Here is a 22,010-nt window from a genome sequence, read left to right on the forward strand (position 1 = left end):
GGGGGTCGGCGGTGGCCGGTCGGCCGGGGAGAGGGAGCGTGGAACGGGGGGTGGCCGGGCCGGGGGCGCACGGGTTCGGGAGGGGCTCCAGGACCGGCCGCGACGCCGGGGCCGCGCTGTCGGTGGGCCCGGTCGCGTGTCCTGTCCACCGCCCCGGATACGGCATGGGGTCGTCCTCGCTTCCTCGACGACCGGACAACGGCGGACGGGCGCGGGAAGTTCCTCGGCCGACGGTAACGCGAAGGACCCCGGGGCGTCGCCCCGGGGTCCTCAGGCGTGGATCAGTCGTCCCGACGCCTCGTCAGCTCTCGCTGGTCGACTCAGCCCTCGCTGGACTCGTCGGCGGCGGGAGCGTTCTTCTTGCGGCGGGCGAAGAAGGCGGCGAGGCCACCGCCGGCGGCGATCGCGGCACCGGCGGCGATCAGGCCGACGACCGGGGAACCGGTCTGGGCGAGCGACTCGGCGCTGCGCTGCTCGGGCTTGGCCTCGGGCTCCTCGCGCTCGGCGGGCGGGTTGCGGTCGTCGCCCTGGGAGTCGTCGTCGCCACCGTCGCCGTCACCGTTGTCACCGTCGTGCAGCTCCTCGGTGACGCTGGCGATGGTCTCGCCCAGCGGGTGGGTGACCACGAACTGGTCGGGCACCGAGAGTTCGAGCACACCGGCGGTGTAGGCGTCGGTCCAGGCGAAGCCCGCCTCCTCGACCTCCCAGACGTCCGAGTACTCGTTGACGACGACCGAGGCGTCGACCTCGTTGACGTTGTAGGCGATGTTGCCGGGAACGACCGAGTGGACGACCTCGCCGTCCCAGGACTGGATCGTGCTGATCATCGTGCCGCTGATCGTGACGTCCAGGACGATCTCGTCCTCGCCGCTGGTGAGCTCGGAGTTCTCCTCGTCGAGCTCGACGACCGGGTTCTCCGCGCCGGTGTTCGCGGCGGCGGGCTCCGGGGTCTGCTCCGCCTCGACGGCGGGCTCCTCGGTCGGCTGCGTGGTCGGCTCGGCCGGCTCAGCCGGGGCGTCGTCCTCGGCGGGCTCCTCGGAGTCACCCTCGGTGGCCTCGGGGTCCGCGGGGGCCTCGCTGCTCTCCGGGGTCTCCTCGGCGTCGGATTCCTCGCCGGTCTCCTCGTCCTCGGAGTCCTCCTCGGCGTCGTCCCCATCCTCGAACTCGTCGAGGAAGCCGTCGAGGTCACCGGCGGTGACCTGGATGCGGGCGCTCTCCACCATGGTCAGGGCCTCGACGCCGTCCGCGTCGATCCGGGCGGAGGTCTCGGCGTCGACCGTCAGGAACTCGTCGACGGCGCCGGAGAAGGTGTTGCCGGCGGAGTCCTCCGTGGCGATGGACGTGGACGCCTCACCGTAGCCACCGGCGATGTCGGCGTAGGCCCAGCCGTACCGGTAGACGTCGGCGTTCGCGGGAACGGCCGTGGCGATGGTGAGCGCACCGAGGGCGGCGAAGGTGGCGCCGCCCTGGATGATGCGTCGAGCCGCGAAACGGGCAGTGTCGTTCAAGTCAATCCTCATTCGGATCGTCCCAACCCGCACTGTCGGGCTGGCCTGGTCGTGCGGACCGCCGCCCGCGAGGGCGGAACGCATGGGAACGCGGGGCACGAGCCAGGGGCTGATGGGGGAGGGAGACAGGGCCTCATGACCGTCTCCACAGGGAAACAGGGGGTCGCGGCGGTGGCTCCGACGTGCGCGGACACACACCACCCGGACGGGGACCACGTCCCGATTCCTTACGAGGATCATACTTCGACCGAATAGTCTGATTCACCGGAATATGCATCACGAAATAGTCACATTAGAAACTCCGTCACCCTAGGCAACCATTCCAGATGTTTTTCCAGATATTTTGTGGAATGTGTAAACCTGACGCCGAGACGCGCGTCCTCACCAGTGAACGCGTCGCCCGCGAATCCCTTTCCCACCGGTTCCGGGCCCCTCGTCCGGCCTCTCCCGCCCCCGCGAACCGCTACGTTGTGGGCATGCACGCCCCCGCACCGCCGGGGCCCGTCGGACGCCGGCGCGTCGCGCTGTCCCTGACCGCACTGGCCCTGCTGCTGACCCCCGCCTGCACCACCCCCTCCAACGCCTCGGACAACCCCACCGCCGCTCCCCCGCTGCCCGCCCCCGACGACGGGGACGGCGGTTCGGGTGAGGCCTCCGGTACCGGATCCTCCGGCTCCGGCGACGGGCCCTCCGACGACGTGCCCGACGGCCCCCTGAGCGACCGGGTCGTGGTCATCGACCCCGGACACAACGGCGGCAACGCGGACGCCCCCGACGAGATCAACGCGATGGTGCCCGCGGGCCCCGGGGAGAAGGCCTGCGACACCGTCGGGGCGGAGACCGCCGACGGCTACGCGGAGCACGAGTTCAACTGGGAGCTGTCCCTGCTCGTCCGCGACCGGCTGGAGGCGGACGGCGCCACGGTCGTCCTCACCCGGAGCGACGACGAGGGCGTGGGCCCCTGCATCGACGACCGGGCGCGGATCGGCAACGAGGCCGACGCGGACGCCGCCGTGTCCATCCACGCCGACGGCGGTCCCGAGTCCGGCCGCGGGTTCCACGTGATCACGCCCGGCGACGTCCCCGGCTTCACCGACGACATCGTGGAGCCCTCCCGTCTGCTGGCCGGGGACCTGCGCCGCGAGTACCGGGAGGGGACCGGCGTGCCCTACGCCGACTACCTCGCCGACGAGGGCCTCGACGAGCGCACGGACCTGGGCGGGCTGAACATGTCCGACGTCCCCAAGGTCTTCCTGGAGGCCGGGAACCTGCGCAACCCCGAGGACGCCGCGCTGCTGACCGACCCGGGGTGGCGGGAGCGCGCCGCGGACGCGATCGCCCGCGGCGTGGCCGTGTACCTCCTGCGGAGCTGACCGGGCCGCGTCCGCACCCGGCCACATCTGTGCGGGATGTGGCGCGTGCGACGGGCGGATCGGCATAATCGCGGCATGAGCTCCCCCGACCCCGTGCCCTTCCCCCCGCCCTTCTTCGACGTCCTGCTGCGCGGCTACGACCGCGCCCAGGTGGACGCGCTCGTCTCGCGGGCGTACGCGACCCTCCTCGACGGGACCCTCCCGACGCGGACGTTCGCCCTGGACCCCCTTCTCCGGTTGGACGGGGCCGACCCGATCACCGCCCGGGAGCTGCGCGCGGCCCGCATCGACGTCGTCCTCCGCGGCTACGACCGCGCCCAGGTGGAGGGCCTCCTCAACTCCCTCGAAGGCCACCTCGCGGCGGCCGAATCACGGAATGGTCAGCAATAGGCCCCTGAGAACCTCCTGAACTGCACAATGGGGACCATGTCTCTGACAGCGGCGGACATCCGCAACAAGAAGTTCCACACGGTGCGTCTGCGCCCGGGCTACAACGAGGAGGACGTCGACGCCCTCCTCGACCAGGTCGAGGCCACGCTGGTGGCCCTGGAGGGCGGTTCCCGGACCGGCCCGCTGCTCACCGCCGACGACGTGCGCAACTCGCGGTTCCGGACCACCCGGTTCAGCCCCGGCTACCGGGAGGACGAGGTGGACGACTTCCTCGACATCGTCGCCGCGGATCTCGCGGGGCGCGGACTCGGCGGCCCCTCCGGTCCGCCGCCGCTGCCGAGCCACCCCTCCCCCGGCGCCGCCCACGGACGGGGCGGCTACCCGACCGCCGGTCCCCAGGCGCGGGCGTACGGGCGCGACGCCGGGCGGCGGCCCCGGCTCACGGCGGCGGCCGTCAGGGAGCAGCAGTTCGCCACGACCCGTCTGACCACGGGCTACAACGAGCAGGAGGTCGACGACTTCCTGGACCGGGCCGAGTACACGATCGACGCCCTCCAGCAGGGCCGTCCGGAGCGTGCGACGCTCACCGCCGCCGAGGTCGAACGGGTCCAGTTCGCCACCACCCGGGCGCGGCCCGGGTACGACCCGGCGCAGGTGGACCGGTTCCTGGACGTGCTGGCCGAGGAGCTCCGGCGGTACGAGGGGGGCGGGGAGGGCTCCTGAACCGCCCGCGGACACGCCGTCCCCAGGCAACCCCATACCCAGGGCAGCGAAAAGTAATATTCCGTTACAGGGAGTAGCGAGCTTCCACTGTACACGGACCGCGGCCCGAGGGGAGGCAGGATGCCACACGCGACGCCCCCGGGCGGCGGCGCGCGCGCCCGGACGGCGCACGGACCGCCGTACTGTTCACCGACCGTCAGACCGGGCCTCGCGCGCGCACGCGTGGACGGCGCCCCACCGGTGGGCGCGTGCGAGATCGCGGCCGGGGAGGCGGACGAGGAGCTCGTCCCGGCCCCGGCGCACCCGTGGGAGACGCCGCTCCTGATCGTGTGCGTGCTGGTGGGGGCGCTGGTGGCGGCGGCGCTCGTCCACACGGTGTGGACGGTGACGGGGTCGTGGGCCTGCCCGGCGGTCGCGGCGGCCTGCCCGCCCGCCGTGTGCTGGACGGCGCGGGGCCTGCGGTACGCCCGCGAGCGCGCGGAGTCGGTCAAGATCTCGCCCACGCAGTTCCCCGAGGCCTACCGGGCGGTGGTGACGCTGTCCGCCGCGATGGGGCTGCCCCGCCCCCCGGAGGCCTACGTCCGACCGACCCGCGCCCGCGCGGCCGCGGACGCCGCCGCCCACCGGCTGCGACGGTACCTCGTGCTGTCCCACGAGCTGTTCGGCCCCGACGGGCGGCCCCGGGATCCGGACGCGCTGGCCTTCCTCGTGGCGCACCAGATCGGGCACGTGGCCGCGGGGCACACGTCGTTCTGGCGACGGGTGGCCACGCTCGGCGCGGAGCTGGTGCCGGGGCTGGGCTCGGCGCTGTCGCGCGTGGCCGAGTACACCGCCGACAACCACGCCTACGCCCATCATCCGGAGGGGGCGCACGCGGTGCGGCTCTTCGCCGGGGGTCCGGAGCTGTACACGCGGGTGAACATGGGCGAGATGGCGGACCGGGCGCGCACCGACCGCGGGGGGTCGCTGCTGCTGTACCACCTGCTCAGCCGACGGCCGAGCAACACCCGGCGGATGGCGGCGCTGCGCGACCGCACACGGCGCGGCCGGGTGTTCCTCTGACTCCGAGACCGATGGTCGGTGTCCGAAAGGACTTGACGGGATCGAACACACGTTCGATAAACTGTACGTGTGAGTCTTCTGAACGAACGGATCGACGTCCGCTCCACGAGCGGTGATCACCCCGCCAGGTTCACGTGGCGGGGCCACACCTACCGGGTGCGCAGGATCATCGGCGACTGGCCCGCGCGCCCCGAGACGCCCGGCGCGCCCGCCACGCAGACGCACCTCCTGCGCGTCTCGGCGGAGTCGGAGGCCGGCGAGCCCAGCATCATCGACATCACCCGCGACGCCTCCTCCGACCACTGGACGATGCGTCGCCACTGGCACTGAGACCGGGGCAGCGCAACCCCGTCGCGACCGCCCCTCCCGCCGTCCGGGGGAGGGGCGGTCGCGTGTTGCGCGGTGGGCGGCGGCCGACCGGGCCGACCCGCGGGCCCGGCCCTCAGGGCAGGGAGGCCGCCAGGTGGAAGTAGGGCTCGGTCCGGTCCTCGCGGGCCCAGGCGATCCGGTCCAGGATGCGGCGCGGCATCTCCGGCAGGCCGTCCACGGGGAACCACCGCACGTCCAGGGTCTCGTCCCCGGAGACGTCCGGTTCGCCGCTGACGTAGCGGCAGCGGAAGGCGATGTCGAGCATCTGCACGACGTCGCCGTTGGGGTAGGTGTAGGGCTCCTGGGCGACGACACTGGTCAGCCGCTCGACCTCGACGGTCAGCCCGGTCTCCTCCCACACCTCCCGGACGGCGGTCACGGCGGGCTGTTCGCCGGGTTCCAGGATGCCGCCGGGGGTGCACCACCGCCCGTCGTCGGGGCGCTGGTGCAGGAGCACGTCGTCGTCGTCGCCGAGGACCACGGCCGTCACCCCGGTGAGGGGGAGCAGGCCGTGGCCGACGTGTCGGCGCAGTTCCACGATGAAGTCCGGGACCGGCATGGTCCGCAGCCTATCCCGGTTCACACGGTGTGGCGGGCCAGGAAGTCCGTCGTGACCCGGCCCCGGCGGAACTCCGCGTGGTCGATGAGCCGCAGGTGGAACCCCAGGGTGGTGCGCGTCCCCGGCCCCTCCGCGCGGAACTCCTCCAGCGCCCGGCGCATCCGGTCGGCGGCGGCGTCCCGGTCCTCGCCCCACACGATCACCTTGGCGATCATCGAATCGTAGTACGGGGGCACCTCGCTCCCCGCGACGCAGTGCGTGTCGACGCGGACCCACGGCCCGCCGGGCGGCTCGAACCGGTCCAGGCGACCGGGTGCGGGGGCGAACCCGCGGTCGGGGTCCTCGGCGTTGATCCGGCACTCGATCGCGTGCCCGCGCAGCCGGACGTCGTCCTGGGCGAAGGACAGCGGAGCGCCGGCGGCCACCCTGATCTGCTCCGCGACCAGGTCGATGTCGGTGACCATCTCCGTGACCGGGTGCTCCACCTGGATGCGCGTGTTCATCTCCATGAACCAGTGGCGGCCCTCGGCGTCCAGGAGGAACTCCATGGTCCCGACGCCCCGGTAGCCGACCTCCCGGCAGGCGCGCACGGCCTCCTGTCCGATCCGCTCGCGCAGCGCGTCGTCCACGGCGGGCGAGGGCGACTCCTCCACCAGCTTCTGGTTGCGCCGCTGGACCGAGCAGTCGCGCTCGCCCAGGTGGACGGCGTTCCCGTGGTCGTCGCACACCACCTGGACCTCGATGTGGCGGGCCCCCTCCAGATAGCGCTCCAGGTAGACCGACGGGTCGCGGAACAGGGCCTGGGCGTCGGCCCGGGTGGTGCGCAGCGCACGGGGGAGGTCGGCGGGGTCGCGCACGACCGTGATGCCGCGACCGCCGCCACCCGCGACCGCCTTGAGGATCACCGGGTACCCGATCCGATCCGCGACGGCCGCCGCCTCCTCGGCCGAGGCGACCGGCTCGACCGTGCCGGGAAGCAGGGGCAGCCCGGCCGCGCCGATCAGGCGCCGCGCGCTCGACTTGTCGCCGAGCGCCGCCATGACGTCGGGCGGAGGGCCGATGAACGCGAGCCCCTCCTCGGCGCACACGCGCGCGAAGTCGGGGTTCTCGGACAGGAAACCGTAGCCGGGGTGGACGGCGTCCGCACCGGTCTTGAGGGCGGCCCCGACGATGTTGGGGATGTGCAGGTAGCTGCGGGCGGGGGCGGCGGGGCCGACGCACACGGCCTCGTCGGCGGCCCGCACGTGGGCGGAGTCCGCGTCGGCGCGCGAGTACACCGCCACCGACCGGATCCCCAGTTCGCGGCAGGCGCGGATCACGCGCAGGGCGATCTCCCCGCGGTTGGCCACCAGGATCGTGCGGAACACGGTCACCCCTCGCCCAGCTCGAAGAGGACGGCGTCGAACTCCACCATCTCGGCGTCGACCGCGACGACCCGGGTGAGGACGCCGTCCCGGTCGGCGACGATCGGGTTCATGAGCTTCATCGCCTCGACGATGGCGAGCTGCTGGCCCTCGCGGACGCGGTCGCCGACCGAGACGAACGGCGCGGCGCCGGGTTCGGGGGCCAGGTAGACCGTCCCCACGAGCGGCGCTCGCACGGTGTGCGCGGTGGACGCGGCCTCGGCCGCGGGCGTCTCGGACGCCTCGGGCGGTGCGCCCACCGAAGGCGCCGGCGCCGCGGGCGCGGCGACCGGGGCGTCGGCGGGCACGTCCCAGTCGACCTCCACCGAGCTGACGCCCGTGTGCAGGCGGACCCTGCGCACCGGGCGCCCCATCCCGGCGATGAGCCGCTCGGCCTCCTCGCGCAGCTCCCCCAGGGTCAGCTGGGCGTAGGTGAACTCGGGGTCGGGCGGCAGCGCCGCGGTCAGGGTGCGGCCCGGGTCACGGGCGCCGTCGCGGTCGGTCGTCATCGCGTTGCCTCCGTCGGGATTCCGAAGCGGGAGAACCGGTCGTACCGCTGGTCGAGCAGGTCCTCGGCGGTCATGTGGCTGAGTTCGGTCAGGGAGGAGCGCAGGGCGGCCCCGACGTGGTCGGCGGTCGCGACCCGGTCGGTGTGGGCGCCCTCGGCGGGCTCGGGGACGACGCCGTCCACGACGCCGAGCCGGAGCAGTTCGGGGGCGCTGATCCGCAGCGCCTCGGCGGCCCGCCCCGACTCGGCGGCGGAGCCGAAGAGGATCGTGGAGCACCCCTCGGGGCTGATCACCGAGTAGAAGGCGTTCTCCAGCATCAGCACCCGGTTGCCCACCCCGAGGGCGAGGGCGCCCCCGCTGCCGCCCTCGCCGGTCACCACGGCCACCGTGGGCACGGTCAGCCGGGACATGCGCAGGATGCACTCGGCGATGGCCACGCCCTGGCCGCGCTCCTCCGCCTCGATCCCCGGATGGGCGCCGGGGGTGTCCACGAACGTGACCACGGGCATGCGGTGCCGTTCGGCGTGGTCCATCAGCCGCCGGGCCTTGTGGTACCCGGACGGCTGCGGCATGCCGAAGTTGCGGCGGACCAGCTCCGCGGTGTCGTGGCCCTTCTGGTGGCCCAGGACCACGACGGAGCGGCCGTCCAGGGTGGCCACCCCCGCCACGACGGCCGGGTCGTCGCCGGTGGCGCGGTCGCCGTGCAGCTCCACGAAGTCGTCGAAGACCAGTCCGCAGTAGTCCAGGGCGGTGGGGCGGCCGATGTCGCGGGCCATCGCCACGATCCGCGACGGAGCGCGTTCGGGCACGCCCCGGGCCTCCGGCGCGGGGGCCGCCACGACCGGGGCGTCCGCGCCGGCGGGTTCGGGCTCCCGGCCCGCGTGCAGGGCCAGCACGCGGGTCAGGGTGGACCGCAGCTCGTGCCGGGGCACCACCAGGTCCACCAGCCCGTTGTCCCGGAGGAACTCGGCGGTCTGGAACCCGGGCGGCAGGTCCTGGCGGATGGTCTGCCGGATCACCTGCGGTCCGGCGAACCCCACCCGTGCCCCGGGTTCGGCGATGACCACGTCGCCCAGCACGGAGAAGGACGCGGTGGCCCCGCCGTAGGTGGGGTCGGTGTTGACGTTGACGCTGAGCACCCCGTGCTCGCGCAGCCGCCCCAGTTCCTGCGCCGTCTTGGCCAGCTGCATCAGCGACAGGGCGCCCTCCTGCATCCGCGCCCCGCCCGAGGCCGAGACCAGCACCAGGGGCGTGCGCGTGGCCACCGCGTGCCGGGCGGCCCGGGCGATCAGCTCCCCGGTGGCGCCGCCCACGCTCCCGCCCATGAACGCGAAGTCCAGGCAGGCCAGCACCACGGGCCAGCCGCCGACGGCGCCCGTGCCCCACACGGCGGCCTCGGCGCGGCCGGTCCCGCGCCGCGCCGAGGCCAGCCGTTCGGGGTAGGGCTTGCTGTCGGTGAACCCGAGCGGGTCACCGGCCGTGAGGTCGGTGTCGCGCGGCTCGAAGCCGCCCGGGTCCAGCAGCAGCTCGATCCGCTCGGCCGCGCCCAGCCGCAGGTGGTGCGAGCACTCCTGGCACACGCCGAGGTCGCGGCGCAGTTTGGGCAGGTACAGGTAGCAGCCGCAGTCCGGGCACAGCGACCACCGCGTCTCCCCGCCCGGGTCGGTCCGGGGGTCGGTCCTGGTCGTGGTCACGTCGTCCTCCTGGTCTCTGGGGGGCTGGGCGCGGGGCGGGCGTCCCTAGCCGCAGCCGCCCGCGGTGTCCGTGTCCAGGGCGGTCTCCGGGACGGGAAGGTCCGCCACGGGCGTGTCGGGGGTGCTCCCGCCCATCGCGTCGACGAACCCGTGCAGCCGGTCCAGCCCCCAGAAGCGGTGGCGGCCGACCCGGAAGTAGGGGACGCCGAACGCGTCGTCCCGGTACAGGTCGAGCAGGGCCCGCAGGCCCTCCTCGCGCAGGTCCGGGTCGGAGGCGGCGGTGGCGGCGGCCTCGCCGTCCAACCCCACCCCGGCCGCCAGGTCCTTGACCAGCGCCGGGTCGCAGATGTCCTCGCCGCGCTCCCACCGGGCCTCGGTGACGGCGCGGTAGAACGCGCGCTCCCTGCCCTCCCGGCGCGCGTACAGCCACGCCAGGTGGGGGACCTCCCACCACGGGTCGACGTCCACGGGCCAGGACATCGGGTAGCCGAACCGGGCGGCCAGCCGCTTGGTGTCGTAGAGGATGTACAGGTGCTTGGCCCTGCTCATCGGCGTGTAGGGGAACTCGCCGCCCTCGGCGCGCAGCCGCGCGAGCAGGTCCTCGTCCGGCTCCCACCACGGGTGGAACTCGACGGTCTCGGCCGACTCCGGGTACAGCTCCTCCAGGCGGCGCAGCGCCATCCAGGAGAACGGGCTGCGGAACGCGAAGTACAGGCGGGGCGGCTTCCTCACTCCGCGCCTCCCCGGGCGGTGCGGTGGCCGCGCACGACCGCCGCGCCCACGGCCCCCTCGGCGGAGACCGAGGTGAGCACGCCCACGCGCCCGTCCAGGGACGGGTCGGCGCGGTGGTGCGCCAGCAGCGCCGCCAGCTGGAACGGGCCCGAGGCGCTCTCGCACTCGCCGACCAGCGGCTTGATCCGGATCCGGGCGGGCCCGTCCCCGAGCACCGCGCGCACGCCCGCGTCCTCGGCCGCGTCGAGCGCCTCGACACCGTGCTCGCCCGTCGCCGCGCCCCAGACCTCGTCCGGCCGCACGCCCGCCGAACGCAGCGCGCGGTTCAGGCACGACTCCAGGGTGCGCGCGGCGTCCTCGGGCGCGCCCGTGCCGAACGCCGAGGCCAGGACCTCCGCCTCCGGGGTCCGGCCCTGGGCGCGGACGCGCTCGGCGTCCTCCACCGCGAACACCGCCGAACCCTCGCCCACCGGCACGTCGTGCCCGGCGGTGCGGGCCCGGTGCCCCCAGGCCGTGTGCGGGCTGAACTCCTCCACCGCCCCGGCCAGCAGCACGTCGGCGTGCCCGCCCGCGATGAGGACGGAGCCGTAGCGCAGCACGTTGAGCCCGGACAGCTGGCCGCCCGCCACCGTGGCGTTGACGCCCCGCAGCCCGTGCCAGATCGCGCTGCGCCCGGCGGGGCAGTTGATCGTCGCGCTGGGGAACATCACCGGGTTGACCAGGTACGGCCGCTCCTGGACGAGGGTGTCCCGGCTGAACTCGCTCGTGGTGCGGACGCTGCCCGCCGTCGTGCCCAGCACGATCCCCACGCGGGCGTCGGTCTCCTCGTCCACGACCGCGTCGGTCGCGTCCAAGGCCAGCTTGGTCGCGACCACCGCCAGCGCGGTGCTGCGGTCCAGGTGGCGGGTGCCCTTGCGGCCCACGTGGTCGGCGGCCCGGAAACCCGGGATGGCGTGCGCCCGCAGGGGCGGCAGCGGCGCGTCGAACATCGCCGCGACGTCCGCGACGTCCGCCTCCCCGGAGCGGCCCAGGCGGACCGCCTCGCTGAACTCGTCCGCACCCGTGCCGATCGGCGACACCGCGGACCATCCGGTGACCGCCAGCGCGGGGCGGGCCGTCCGCGTCTCGCTCATGAAACCCTCCCGAAGACGGTGATGGCGTTGTTGCCGCCGAACGCGAACCCGTTGTTCTGCACCACGTTCAGGTCGGCCGGCCGCGCCTCGTTCGGGACCGGGTCGATCCCGCCGAGCGCCGGGTCGTGGTGGGTGAAGTTGATCGTGGGCGGCAGGAACCCGTCCCGCATCCCGATCAGCGACGCGATCGCGCCGAACGCGCTGGAGGCGCCCATGGTGTGGCCGAGCATCGACTTGACCGAGCTGATCGGCGGCGCGTGCGGGCCGAAGACCTCCAGCAGCGCCGTCGCCTCGGCCAGGTCGTTGGCCGGGGTGCCGGTGCCGTGGGCGCACACGTAGTCGACGTCCTCCGGCTTGACGCCCGCGTTGGCGTGCGCGCGGCGCATGCACTCGGCGATCCCGGCGGGGTTGGGGGAGACCATGTGGTCGGCGTCGCAGTTGAGCCCGTACCCCAGGACCTCGGCGTACACGTGCGCGCCGCGGGCACGGGCGCTCTCCAGCGTCTCCAGCACCAGGACCGCCCCGCCCTCGGCGGTGATGATGCCGGAGCGGTCGCGGTCGAACGGCGAGCTGACGTCCTCGGCGACGGCGCCGAGGCGGTGGAACCCGGCGTGCGCCCAGCGCAGCACCGAGTCCGCGCCGCCCGCCAGCATGATGTCGGCGTCCCCGAGGCGGACGAGGTCGTAGGCGTAGCCGATGGCGTAGTTGCCCGCCGAGCAGGCAGTCGCCAGCGTCATCGCCTCACCGGTCAGGGACAGTTCCCGGTTGACCGCGTAGGCCAGCCGGGACGCGGGGATCCGGCCGTACAGACCCGCGTCCTGGTTCTCCCAGCCGTGCTCCACCTCCTGCTCGGTCAACCGCTCGATGATCTGCGACTCTCCGCTGGTGGTGCCCAGGACGGACCCGGCCCCGGCGCGGGCCAGCTCCCCCGGCTCCAGCCCCGCGTCGGCGACGGCCAGCCGCGCGGCCGCCGCCGCGAACAGGCTGGACCGTCCCCACTCGGCGGGGTCGAGCCGTTCCAGCAGTTCCGCGGGGGCGAAGCCCTTGACCTCGCCCGCGTTGCGGTGCGGGAACCCGGAGGCGTCGAAGGAGGAGATCGGGGAGACCCCCGACCGTCCGGCGCGCACCGACGCGCCGAACGGCTCCACCCCCGTTCCCACACTGGACACGGGCCCCAGGCCCGTCACGACGACCCGGCGCATCAGGCGTTCGCCCCCGTGTACTGGGCGACGACGCCGTGGACTCCGTTGAGGCTGCCCATGTTGGGCAGCTCGGTCTGCGGCACGGTGACCTTCAGGTCCTTCTCGATGCGGGCCAGGACCTCGATGGCCTGGAGCGAGTCGGCCTCGTGCTCCTCGGAGAAGAGGCCGTCGGGGGTGATCTCCTCGGGCTCGACCTCCAGGACGTCGGCGACGATCTCGCGCAGCTGGTCGATGAGGGCGGTGCCGGTCTCGGACATGGGGTGTCTCCTCGGGTGGTGGTGGGGAAGGGGAAGGGGATGGGGGGCGGGGATCGCGGCGCGGGTCAGATGACCACGCCGCCGTCGACCTGCACGACCTGGCCGGTGATGTAGGAGGCCTGGTCGGAGGCGAGGAACGCGACGAGGTCGGCGACGTCCTCGGGGGTGCCCAGGCGGCGCAGGGCCACCTTGTCCAGGGCGCTGGCGCGCACCTTCTCGGGCAGCGAGCGGGTCATGTCGGTCTCGATGAAGCCGGGCGCGACCACGTTGACGCGCACGCCGTACCGCGCGGTCTCCTTGGCCAGCGCCTTGCTCATGCCGTTGATCCCGGCCTTGGCGGCGGAGTAGTTGGCCTGGCCCGCGTTGCCGTGCACCCCCATGACGGAGGAGATGTTGACGACGCTGCCGCGCCTGTTCTTGATGAAGTCGAACACCGTCGCCCGGCAGAGGTTGAACGTACCGGTCAGGTTGGTGTCGATGACCGCGTTCCAGTCGGCGCCGTCCATCATCGCGACGGGGGCGTCGCGCAGGATGCCCGCCGAGTTCACCAGGACCTCGGGGTCGCCGAGCTCCGCCTTGGCGGCGGCGACGAACTCCTGCGCGGCGGCCAGGTCGGACACGTCGCAGGCGGCGCTGAAACACGCCGCTCCGGTGGCGCGGACCTTCTCGGCGGTGGTCGCCGCGGCGTCTCCGGCGCTCTGGTAGCAGAACGCGATGTCGTGGCCGTCGGAGGCCAGCCGCAGGGCGACGGCGCGCCCGATGCCGCGGGACCCTCCGGTGACGATCGCTACGGGTCTGTCCGTCATCTGCGGACCTCGCTCTCCTGTGTCGGAAGGGGGGACTGCGAAGGGTGGCGGGCGGGGTGGGCGATGAACAGGGCGGCGACCGCGGCCGCCGCCGTGACCAGGGCGCCGACCAGGACCGCCGGTCGGAGTCCGGCGACGAAACCCGCGTCGGTCTCGGCGCCGGAGGGGTGGAAGAGGACGAAGACCGTGCTGATCACGGCGATGCCCAGGGACCCGCCGAACTCGCGGACGGTGTTGTTGACGCCGGAGGCGGTGCCGTGCCGGTCCTCGGGCACGGACGCGATGACGACCACGGGGTTGGCGGCGAAGACCAGTCCCATGCCGACTCCCGCGGCCACCAGGGCCGGGAGCATCGAGGCGTAGGACATCTCCGTCGTGGCCGCCAGTGCCAGCCAGCCGAGCGCTCCGGCCTGGAGCGCGCAGCCCAGCGCCTGCATCCGACCGCCGCCGACCCTGTCGACGAGCACGGTCGCCACCGGGACCACGAGCATGGGCGCCGCCGTCCACGGCAGCGTCCGCAGCCCGGCCTCGAACGGCGCGTAGCCCATCGGTCCCTGCATGAACTGCGCCAGCAGGAACACCGAGCCGAAGACACCGAAGTACATCGCCAGGGACACCAGCACGCTCAGCCCGAACGGGCCCCTCCGGAACAGTTCCAGCGGGACGAGCGGCGTCGGCGTGCGCCGCTCCCAGGCCACGAACGCCGCCAGCAGGACGGCCGCCGTCGCGAGCGCTCCCAGGGTGGTCGCCGACGACCACCCCGACTCGGCGGCGCGCACCACGCCCCAGACCGCCGCGACCAGGGCGCCGGTCACCAGTCCGGTGCCGGGGACGTCGAAGACGGCGGCTCCGCCCCGGCTCTCCGCGACGAACCACAGCACCGCGGGCAGCGCCAGCAGGCCGACCGGCACGTTGATCCAGAAGACCCACTGCCAGCCCAGCGTCTCGGTGAACACCCCGCCCACCAGCGGGCCCAGGGCGATGCCCAGCCCGTTGATCCCGCCCCACGCGCCGATGGCCGCGTTGCGGTGCCGGAGGTCCACCGCGGCGGCCGCCAGCGTCAGCGACAGCGGCAGCACGGCGGCGGCCCCCGCGCCCTGGAGGGCCCGGGCGAGCATCAGCTCTCCCAGGGACGAGGCCGTGGCGCACCAGACGGAGGCCAGGGTGAACACGGTCAGCGCGACGGCGAACACCCCGCGGCGGCCGAACCGGTCGCCCAGCGCCGAACCGGCCATGAGCAGACCCGCGAAGGCCAGCACGTAGGCGTTGACCACCCACTGGAGCTGGGACTGCCCGCCCCCGAACTCCGCGCGGATCTGCGGGAGCGCGTGTGTGACGATGAGGTTGTCCAGGGCGACCATGAACATCGGCAGGGCCGTGGCGACGATCGCCGCGACGCCTCCGGTCGAACGGGTCATCGGGGGATTCCGCCTCTCGGGTCGTGGACGGCCGAGGCGAGGGCGATCTCCTCGGTGATCGCCCGGAGCACCGCGTCACGCTGGTCGTTCAGGTAGAAGTGCGCCCCCGGGAAGCACCGCAGCCCCTGGAAGCGCGGCGCCAGCGCGGCCCAACCCGACGCCTCCGCCGGACCCGCGACCGCGTCGGACTCACCCGCGAACACCGTCAGGGGGACCGGCAGCTCCCCGGGCGGTCCCGCGTCGCGCCACGCCCGCACCAGCTCCAGGTCGGCGCGCAGGCGGGGCTCGAACAGGGCCCACAGCTCGTCGTCGGCCAGGACCTCGGCGGGCACGCCGCTCAGGCCGCCGACCCGTGCGCGCAGTGCGCGGGAGGACATCCGCGAGACGTCCTCGGAGCGGGCCGCGTCCGGCGCCGGGTATCCGGACATCCCCAACCAGGTGGGCGGCGCCGTGCCGCCCTCGGCCAGGACACGCGTCAGCTCGTATCCGACGGCCGCGCCCATGCTGTGCCCGAACACCCCGAGGGGCACGTCGGCCAGCGGGGCGACCGCCCGCGCCAGCCGGTCCACCAGCGGAGCCATCCCGGACGCGAACGGCTCACGCGCGAGTCGGCCGCGCCCCGGCGTCTCCACGGCGCACACGTCCCAGTCCGCGGGGAGTCGGCGCGCCCACCCGCGGAAGGCGGTGTGCGCGCCGCCCGCGTGGTGCAGCAGGACCAGCCGGAAGACCGGCTCGTCGACCCTCCTGGTACGGACGAGGGGAGAGGTCTGGGGAACGGCCGGTACGCTCATCGCTCCGCCACCACCAGGGCTCGGGTCCGGGCCAGGACGCGCTCGCCGCCGCACGTGGCGGTGAGCACGAGGCGCACGCCCTCCGGCAGGACGGCGTCCACGCGCCCGGACACGACCAGTTCGACGCCCTCGCCCGGGGGGACGACGACGGGACGGGCGAACCGGCTCTCGTACTCGGCGACGCGCGCGGTCGGTCCGCACCAGTCGGTGACGGCGGTCGCGGCCAGGCCCATCGTGAGCATCCCGTGGGCGATGACCCCGGGCAGGCCGACCGCGTCGGCGGAGCGCTCGTCGAAGTGGATGGGGTTGAGGTCGCCCGAGGCGCCCGCGTAGCGCACGAGGTCGCTCCGGGTGAGGGTGAAGCGGCGCTCGGGCAGGACCAGTCCCGGCTCGGCCGTGTCCAGGGGGGCCGGGGACGGTGTGTCGGGAGCGGTGTCGGCGGTGGTCGTGGTCATGAGGGGGCCGCCCAGGTGATGAGGGTGGTGGTGGCGGTGCACACGTCCTCGCCCGAGGTGGTGCGGATGTCGCTGCGCAGCGCCACGAGGTCGTTGGCGCCCAGCGTCTCCACCCGGGTGAGGCGCACCTCGGTGGTCAGCACGTCGCCCGCGCGGACCGGACGGGTGTGGCGGAAGGACTGGTCACGGTGGATGACGCGGGAGAAGTCGAACCCCAGGGCCGGGTCCAGCACCGCGGCCTCCTGCGCCCTCATGGCGAGCACGATGGGGAACGTGGGGGGCGCGTCCGTCCCGTCCGGGGCGCCCACGGCGGCCCGGAACTCGCGGATCTTCTCGCGGCCGACCTCGTAGGTCTCCTCCGACCGGTACACGCGGCCGACCAGTATCGGGTCCAGGGCCATCAGGAGCCACCGCCCTCGCGCAGCACCAGGGCGCCGGTGTTGCCGTCGTGGCCCATGGCGGTGACCAGGGCGGTCCGGGGCCGCTCGGACGGCTCGCGCCGCCACGCGGCCAGCAGCCCGGCGACCTGCATGGCGCCCGCCGCGCTGTAGCACTGGCCGACGGCGCGGGTCACGTCGTGGACCGGACGCGCGCCGCCCAGGGCGATCTCGACGCCGCGGCGTTCGGCGTGTTCCAGGCCGACCAGTCCGGTCGTGCCGGGCGAGACCTCGGTGACGTCCTCGGGGCCCAGCCCGCTGCGGGCCAGGGCCAGGCCGACGCGCTCGGCCAGGGCGTGGGCGCGACCGCCGCGCGCGGCGGGGTGGAAGCCCACCTCGACGCCCAGGACCTCCGCCTCGACGGCCGCTCCCCGGGCGCGCGCGGACTCCGAGGTGCTGAGCAGGAACGCGGCCCCGCCCTCGCCGATCGCGGTGTCGCCCGACAGCACTCCGGCGGCGTGCCAGCCCCAGGCCAGCGCCGCGCTCAGCTCCTCGACCCCGCCCACGACGAGGCGGTCGGCCCGGCCGAGCGCCAGGATCATCCGGGCGTGGCGGAAGGAGTTGAGGCCGGACGCCTGCCCGGCGGCGAGGGTGACGTTGGCGCCGCGCAGCCCGTTCCAGATGGCGATCTGACCGGCGCAGCAGTTGAGGACCGTGTTGGGGAAGCGGGACGGGTTGACGAGGTAGGGCCGGTCCTGGAGCAGGGTGTCGCCCGCCAGGTCGGTGAGGCTCTGGGTGCTGCCGGTGCTGGTGGCGACCACCACCCCGGTGCGGGCGGGGTCGCCGTCGGCCTCCTCCGGGGCGGCCTCCAGGGCGAGCTTGGTCGCGACCATGCCCAGCCCGGTGAGCCGGTCCAGGTTGCGCGTCCCCTTGCGGCCGACATGGTCCCGGAGCCGGAACCCCGCCACCGAACGGACGTTGACCTGCGGGTACTCGGCGGCGTCGGCTCCCTCCGGCAGCGCGTGGCCGGGCTCGCCCGAGGCGATCAGCTCGGCCAGCGGCCCCAGACCGTACCCGGCGGCGGTCACGACACCGGCGGAGGTGATGGCGAGCGGTTCGGCGGGGGGAGCCGACACCGGGGCGCCGGTCGTCACGGTGGTCACTCAGGCCTCCCGAGGATGGTGATGACGTTGTTGCCGCCGAAGGCGAACCCGTGGTTCTGCACGATCCGCGGCCGGGCCTCGCGCCCGTGCCCGGGGATCACGTCCAGGCCGGGGCCCAGGGCCGGGTCCAGCTCGGTGACGTTGGCCGTGGGCGGCAGGAAGCCGTCGTGCAGGGCCTTGCAGCAGACCACGGCGCCGAAGCCGCTGGCCGCGCCCATGGTGTGGCCGATCATCGACTTGATCGAGCTGATCGGGGGCGGGTTCGCGCCGAAGACCTCCCGGACCGCCTGGACCTCCGTGGCGTCGTTGGTGGGGGTGCCGGTGCCGTGCGCGCACACGTAGTCCACCTGGTCGGGGGTGATGCCGGCGGAGGCGTGGGCCTCGCGGATGCACGCGGAGATGCTCTCCGGGTCGGGGTGGACCATGTGCCGGGCGTCGCAGTTGACGCCGTAGCCCAGCACCTCGGCGTACACGCGGGCGCCGCGCGCCACGGCCGCGTCCAGGGGCTCCAGCATCAGGGACACGCCTCCCTCGCCGGTGAGGATGCCCGCCCGGTTCCTGTCGAAGGGGCGGCACACGTCCGGGGCGAGCGCGCCCAGGGCGTGGAACCCGGCGTGGGTGAAGCGGTTCACCGCGTCCGCGCCGCCCGCGAACATCAGGTCCGCCTCACCGGTGCGCACGAGGTCGAAGGCGTGCCCCAGCGCGTAGTTGCTGGCGGAGCAGGCGGTGGGAATGGTCTGGGTGTCGCCGCTCAGGGCGAGCTCGGTGCTGACCGCGGCGGAGATCTGGCTGGCCGGGGCCTGGGCGACCACGCGGGGCTCGAACTCCTTCGCCCGCCCGGCGACCCACTGCTCGCCCAGCACCGAGGACACCGTGGCCTCGCCGCTGGTCGTGCCCATGATGACGCCGGACCGGCCCCGCGACGCGGCGTCGGGGTCCAGGCCGGAGTCCTCCAGGGCCAGGCGGGAGGCGGCCGCGGCCAGGAGCCCGCTGCGGCCCCACCGGTCGGCCCGGATCCGGCGCAGGATGTCCTCGGGGACGAAGTCGCGCACCTCTCCGGCGACGCGGAAGGGGAAGCCGGAGGCGTCGAACGACGTGATCTCCCCGGTCCCGGTGCGCCCGTCCCGGATCGCCGCCGCGAACGCGTCGGCGCCGATGCCGACACTGCTCACGGCGCCGAGCCCGGTGATCGCGACGCGTCTGGTCTCACGCATGCGCCACCTCGGCGTACGCGTGGACCGCGGCCGCGAGCTGCTCGAAGTTCAGCAGCTCGGGCAGCTCGGACTTGGGGATGACGACGCCCATCTCCTTCTCGATCCGGGCGACCACGGTGATGAGGGAGAGCGAATCCCCCTCGTAGTCCTCCACGAAATGCCCCGTGGCGGTGAGTTCGCCGTCCTCCAGCTCCAGTTCCTGGATGACGATTCCGCGCAGCTTCTCCATATCCACGTCGGCTCCCGCGGCGGTTCCGGTGTCGCTCATCCTCGCCCCTTTCGGATTCTCGGCCCGCCGTTCGGGCCTGTCCTCCCTCACCTTGTCCGCCGCTGGTGGAGGCCGCAACAGATCTGCGTCTTTGTACTGCTCCCCCCTCATCGAAAGTTGTAGTCGGGCGGCTTTTATCGAGAATTGATCGCCTTTCTATGGCGCACTGCGACGATGGCTGCGAAGGTCATCGATTAAACGAGAGGCGGTGCCATGACCTCGGTCGTGGAAAAAGACGCCGCGAGGGCCGACCTCTGTTTCACGTCCACCCTCGACCGGACACTGGTCCACCGGCGCGCCGTGTCGGAGGTCTTCCTCACCGACCTGCGCCCGCAGGCCGACACGGACGCCGTGGCGGCGGCGCAGCTGCCGCTGAACCACGCCTACTTCAGCGACCACACCCAGCGCCCGGCGCTCTTCGACGTGCTGCTGGTCCTGGAGGCCGGCCGACAGGCGGCCATCGCCGGGACGCACGCCCGCATGGGGGCCCGCGAGGGCACGCAGATGATCGTGGACCGGTTCGCCATCGCGACCGACCCGGCCGCCCTGCTGTGCGCCGACCGCCCCGGCGAGCTGGTCATCGACAACCACTTCAGCGTCGTGCGCACGCGCCGGAACCGGGTCCGCGCCGGACGGGTCGAGCAGACCTTCCACGTCGACGGGGTCCGCGCGGGGACGCACACCATGGACGTCGTCCTCCTCACCCCCGGCGAGTACGAGGCGGTCCGCCGCGCCCAACTGGACGGCCGCGTGCCGTGGACCACCGACCAGGTGAACGCGCCCAACCCGACCGACCCCGCGACCGTCCGCCGCACCGACCCGCGCAACGTGGTCATCGGTCCCCTCGCGACCGGCCCCGACGGCGTCTCGGCCGAGATCCGGCCCCGCTGGGACAACCCGTCCCTGTTCGACCACGCCTACGACCACCTCCCCGCCGCCGTCATCACCGAGGCCGCGCGCCAGCTCGTCCTGGCCGCCCCGGACGCCGACGGCCCCGGCGCCCCGGCACGGCACGTGACCGGGGTGAGAGCGGACTTCACCGGCTTCGCCGAACTGACCTCCCCGGTGCGGGCCGCCACGCCCGCGGACGCGCCCCCGGTCGGGGAGCGGCGGGTCCGTGTCGAGCAGGCGGGCGCGCGCATCGCCGACATCACCCTGACGGTCGCCGACACGACCCACCTCGCCACGGAGGAGACCCCACGATGAGCACATCCCCGGTCACGGCCGTGTGGACGGACTTCGGCGGGGTCCTGACCCCGCCCATCGCCGAGACGATGCGGAACTTCTGCCAGCGCACCGGCATCGACGCGCACGCCCTGCTGACGGTGATCGGCGAGGTGACCGAGAGTTTCGGCACCGACGACTACATGGAGCCCATCGACACCCCGATCGTCACCGAGGCCGAGTGGCTCGCCCGCATCGGCGTCCTCCTGCGAGAGCGCCACGGCATCGACCGGCGCCTCACCACGCTGGCGGACGACTGGTTCAAGGACCGCGAGACCAACCACGCCTGGGTCGAACGCCTGGAGGGGCTGCGTTCCCGGGGCCTGTTCGTCGGCATGCTCTCCAACATGGTCCCCACGTGGGACGCCCACTGGCGCCGCATGGTCGACGTGACCGCCCTCTTCGACGACGTGGTCCTGTCCTTCGAGGTCGGCGCCCGCAAGCCCCAGGCCGCCATGTTCGAGCTGGCCGCCCGCCGCGCGGGGGTCGACCCGGGTCGGTGCCTGCTCGTGGACGACATCGAGCGCAACTGCGAGGGCGCCCGCGCCGCCGGGTGGCACGCCGTCCACTTCCGCGACACCGACCAGGCCTCCGCCGAGCTGGCCCGGCTCGTCGACGCGCCCGCCGAGGTCACCCCGTGAGCCGCCGCGTCCTGGTCACCGGCGGCAACCGGGGCATCGGCCTGGCCGTCGCCCGCTCCTTCGCCGGGGCCGGGTACGAGGTCGTGGTCACCCACCGCGGGACGGAGCCGCCCGAGGGGCTGGCCGGGGTGCGCTGCGACGTCGGCGACCCGGAGTCGGTGGAGGCGGCGGTCGAGCACGTGCGCCGCGAGCACGGGCCGATCGAGGTCCTGGTGTCCAACGCGGGCGTCACCAGCGACGGGCTCCTCCTCGGCATGAGCGACCAGGAGTTCGTCGACGTCCTGGACACCAACCTCGTCGGCGCCATGAGGGTCACCCGCGCCGTCCTGCCCGACATGGTGCGGGCCCGCTGGGGGCGGCTGATCTACGTGTCCTCCCTGGCCGGCATGGCCGGGGCCCCCGGCCAGGCCAACTACGCGGCGTCCAAGGCGGGGCTGTTCGGCCTGGCCAGGTCGGTCGGCCGGGAGGTCGCCAAGCGCGGCATCACCGCCAACGTCGTCTCCCCCGGCCTGATCGAGACCGACATGATCGCCGACCTGCCCGCCCCCCGGCGCGAGGAGATCCTCGCCCGCACCCCGCTGCACCGCACGGGCACCGCCGAGGAGGTCGCCGCCGCGGTGCGCTTCCTCGCCCAGGCGGACGCGTCCTACGTCACCTGCGCCAACATCCCCGTCACCGGCGGAGCCGACGTCGGCTGACACCCCGCCGGAACCTTCCCGCACCGAACCGACAGGAGCAC

25 protein-coding genes are annotated in these 22,010 nt (G+C 73.9%); 8 read left to right on the forward strand and 17 right to left on the reverse strand.

The genetic code is table 11. The features are described 5' to 3' along the window. Nucleotides 1–320 precede the first annotated feature (320 nt). Nucleotides 321–1,508 carry an LPXTG cell wall anchor domain-containing protein gene (locus AB0I72_RS03710; RefSeq protein ID WP_358562590.1) on the reverse strand — a complete coding sequence of 396 codons (1,188 nt, stop codon included), beginning with the start codon at nucleotides 1,506–1,508 and terminating at the stop codon, nucleotides 321–323. A gap of 476 nt (nucleotides 1,509–1,984) precedes the next feature. On the opposite strand from AB0I72_RS03710, the gene AB0I72_RS03715 reads away from it, so the two are divergent. The 5 genes from AB0I72_RS03715 to AB0I72_RS03735 all read left to right on the forward strand — a co-directional run bounded on the left by AB0I72_RS03715 (nucleotide 1,985) and on the right by AB0I72_RS03735 (nucleotide 5,386). Next, nucleotides 1,985–2,881, forward strand: coding sequence for an N-acetylmuramoyl-L-alanine amidase (locus tag AB0I72_RS03715; protein ID WP_358562592.1), 897 nt, complete (start codon nucleotides 1,985–1,987; stop codon nucleotides 2,879–2,881). A gap of 75 nt (nucleotides 2,882–2,956) precedes the next feature. Further along, nucleotides 2,957–3,271 (forward strand): hypothetical protein, encoded by a 315-nt coding sequence (locus AB0I72_RS03720; protein WP_358562594.1) that lies wholly within the window; start codon nucleotides 2,957–2,959, stop codon nucleotides 3,269–3,271. Nucleotides 3,272–3,298: 27 nt separating this feature from the next. Continuing rightward, nucleotides 3,299–3,994 (forward strand): DivIVA domain-containing protein, encoded by a 696-nt coding sequence (locus AB0I72_RS03725; RefSeq protein ID WP_358562596.1) that lies wholly within the window; start codon nucleotides 3,299–3,301, stop codon nucleotides 3,992–3,994. 120 nt (nucleotides 3,995–4,114) lie between these two features. After that, complete coding sequence (locus AB0I72_RS03730) at nucleotides 4,115–5,056, forward strand: peptidase M48 (protein WP_358562598.1); 942 nt, start codon at nucleotides 4,115–4,117, stop codon at nucleotides 5,054–5,056. Between the two features lie 69 nt (nucleotides 5,057–5,125). Further along, nucleotides 5,126–5,386, forward strand: a complete 261-nt coding sequence (locus tag AB0I72_RS03735; RefSeq protein ID WP_358562600.1) for a DUF6504 family protein — start codon at nucleotides 5,126–5,128, stop codon at nucleotides 5,384–5,386. A gap of 112 nt (nucleotides 5,387–5,498) precedes the next feature. Here AB0I72_RS03735 and AB0I72_RS03740 read toward each other — a convergent pair whose 3' ends face one another. The 16 genes from AB0I72_RS03740 to AB0I72_RS03815 form a co-directional block, all read right to left on the reverse strand. Continuing rightward, complete coding sequence (locus tag AB0I72_RS03740) at nucleotides 5,499–5,984, reverse strand: NUDIX domain-containing protein (RefSeq protein WP_358562602.1); 486 nt, start codon at nucleotides 5,982–5,984, stop codon at nucleotides 5,499–5,501. A gap of 20 nt (nucleotides 5,985–6,004) precedes the next feature. After that, complete coding sequence (accC, locus tag AB0I72_RS03745; protein ID WP_358562604.1) at nucleotides 6,005–7,351, reverse strand: acetyl-CoA carboxylase biotin carboxylase subunit; 1,347 nt, start codon at nucleotides 7,349–7,351, stop codon at nucleotides 6,005–6,007. Nucleotides 7,352–7,353: 2 nt separating this feature from the next. Further along, nucleotides 7,354–7,896, reverse strand: a complete 543-nt coding sequence (locus AB0I72_RS03750; protein ID WP_358562606.1) for an acetyl-CoA carboxylase biotin carboxyl carrier protein subunit — start codon at nucleotides 7,894–7,896, stop codon at nucleotides 7,354–7,356. Further along, nucleotides 7,893–9,590 (reverse strand): acetyl-CoA carboxylase carboxyltransferase subunit alpha, encoded by a 1,698-nt coding sequence (locus AB0I72_RS03755; protein WP_358562608.1) that lies wholly within the window; start codon nucleotides 9,588–9,590, stop codon nucleotides 7,893–7,895. The genes AB0I72_RS03750 and AB0I72_RS03755 overlap by 4 nt, the downstream gene beginning before the upstream one ends. A gap of 45 nt (nucleotides 9,591–9,635) precedes the next feature. Then, entirely contained in the window at nucleotides 9,636–10,322 is a 687-nt protein-coding gene (locus AB0I72_RS03760; protein WP_358562610.1) for a DsbA family protein, read from the reverse strand. Further along, nucleotides 10,319–11,455, reverse strand: coding sequence for a beta-ketoacyl synthase N-terminal-like domain-containing protein (locus AB0I72_RS03765; protein WP_358562612.1), 1,137 nt, complete (start codon nucleotides 11,453–11,455; stop codon nucleotides 10,319–10,321). The genes AB0I72_RS03760 and AB0I72_RS03765 overlap by 4 nt, the downstream gene beginning before the upstream one ends. Next, the gene (locus AB0I72_RS03770; RefSeq protein ID WP_358562614.1) at nucleotides 11,452–12,657 is read right to left on the reverse strand and encodes a beta-ketoacyl-[acyl-carrier-protein] synthase family protein; all 1,206 of its coding nucleotides are present in this window, start codon (nucleotides 12,655–12,657) and stop codon (nucleotides 11,452–11,454) included. The genes AB0I72_RS03765 and AB0I72_RS03770 overlap by 4 nt, the downstream gene beginning before the upstream one ends. Beyond that, the gene (locus AB0I72_RS03775; protein ID WP_358562616.1) at nucleotides 12,657–12,914 is read right to left on the reverse strand and encodes an acyl carrier protein; all 258 of its coding nucleotides are present in this window, start codon (nucleotides 12,912–12,914) and stop codon (nucleotides 12,657–12,659) included. Before AB0I72_RS03775 ends, AB0I72_RS03770 begins: the two co-directional genes overlap by 1 nt. A 65-nt stretch (nucleotides 12,915–12,979) precedes the next feature. Then, entirely contained in the window at nucleotides 12,980–13,720 is a 741-nt protein-coding gene (gene fabG, locus AB0I72_RS03780; protein WP_358562618.1) for a 3-oxoacyl-[acyl-carrier-protein] reductase, read from the reverse strand. Then, nucleotides 13,717–15,138: an MFS transporter gene (locus tag AB0I72_RS03785; protein ID WP_358562620.1), complete on the reverse strand. Its 1,422-nt coding sequence runs from the start codon at nucleotides 15,136–15,138 to the stop codon at nucleotides 13,717–13,719. Before AB0I72_RS03785 ends, fabG begins: the two co-directional genes overlap by 4 nt. After that, on the reverse strand, nucleotides 15,135–15,929 hold the full coding sequence (locus tag AB0I72_RS03790; RefSeq protein WP_358562621.1) for a thioesterase domain-containing protein: 795 nt from the start codon (nucleotides 15,927–15,929) through the stop codon (nucleotides 15,135–15,137). The genes AB0I72_RS03785 and AB0I72_RS03790 overlap by 4 nt, the downstream gene beginning before the upstream one ends. Continuing rightward, nucleotides 15,926–16,384 carry a MaoC/PaaZ C-terminal domain-containing protein gene (locus AB0I72_RS03795; protein WP_358562623.1) on the reverse strand — a complete coding sequence of 153 codons (459 nt, stop codon included), beginning with the start codon at nucleotides 16,382–16,384 and terminating at the stop codon, nucleotides 15,926–15,928. The genes AB0I72_RS03790 and AB0I72_RS03795 overlap by 4 nt, the downstream gene beginning before the upstream one ends. Further along, the gene (locus AB0I72_RS03800) at nucleotides 16,381–16,785 is read right to left on the reverse strand and encodes a MaoC family dehydratase N-terminal domain-containing protein (RefSeq protein ID WP_358562625.1); all 405 of its coding nucleotides are present in this window, start codon (nucleotides 16,783–16,785) and stop codon (nucleotides 16,381–16,383) included. Before AB0I72_RS03800 ends, AB0I72_RS03795 begins: the two co-directional genes overlap by 4 nt. Continuing rightward, nucleotides 16,785–17,924, reverse strand: a complete 1,140-nt coding sequence (locus AB0I72_RS03805; RefSeq protein ID WP_358562627.1) for a beta-ketoacyl synthase N-terminal-like domain-containing protein — start codon at nucleotides 17,922–17,924, stop codon at nucleotides 16,785–16,787. The genes AB0I72_RS03800 and AB0I72_RS03805 overlap by 1 nt, the downstream gene beginning before the upstream one ends. Beyond that, the gene (locus AB0I72_RS03810; RefSeq protein WP_358562629.1) at nucleotides 17,921–19,138 is read right to left on the reverse strand and encodes a beta-ketoacyl-[acyl-carrier-protein] synthase family protein; all 1,218 of its coding nucleotides are present in this window, start codon (nucleotides 19,136–19,138) and stop codon (nucleotides 17,921–17,923) included. The genes AB0I72_RS03805 and AB0I72_RS03810 overlap by 4 nt, the downstream gene beginning before the upstream one ends. Continuing rightward, entirely contained in the window at nucleotides 19,131–19,406 is a 276-nt protein-coding gene (locus AB0I72_RS03815) for an acyl carrier protein (RefSeq protein ID WP_358562630.1), read from the reverse strand. The genes AB0I72_RS03810 and AB0I72_RS03815 overlap by 8 nt, the downstream gene beginning before the upstream one ends. Nucleotides 19,407–19,619: 213 nt before the next feature. Here AB0I72_RS03815 and AB0I72_RS03820 point away from each other — a divergent pair, with 213 nt between their 5' ends. The 3 genes from AB0I72_RS03820 to AB0I72_RS03830 are packed head-to-tail and all read left to right on the forward strand — an operon-like array spanning nucleotide 19,620 to nucleotide 21,969. Next, a complete protein-coding gene (locus tag AB0I72_RS03820; RefSeq protein ID WP_358562631.1) occupies nucleotides 19,620–20,612 on the forward strand; it encodes an AfsA-related hotdog domain-containing protein in 993 nt (330 codons plus the stop codon). Next, nucleotides 20,609–21,271, forward strand: coding sequence for an HAD family phosphatase (locus AB0I72_RS03825; RefSeq protein WP_358562632.1), 663 nt, complete (start codon nucleotides 20,609–20,611; stop codon nucleotides 21,269–21,271). Before AB0I72_RS03820 ends, AB0I72_RS03825 begins: the two co-directional genes overlap by 4 nt. After that, nucleotides 21,268–21,969: an SDR family oxidoreductase gene (locus tag AB0I72_RS03830; protein ID WP_358562633.1), complete on the forward strand. Its 702-nt coding sequence runs from the start codon at nucleotides 21,268–21,270 to the stop codon at nucleotides 21,967–21,969. The genes AB0I72_RS03825 and AB0I72_RS03830 overlap by 4 nt, the downstream gene beginning before the upstream one ends. Nucleotides 21,970–22,010: the final 41 nt, after the last annotated feature.

Origin of the sequence: Nocardiopsis sp. NPDC049922, from assembly GCF_040660275.1 — a bacterium.
Classification (GTDB): Bacteria; Actinomycetota; Actinomycetes; order Streptosporangiales; family Streptosporangiaceae; genus Nocardiopsis.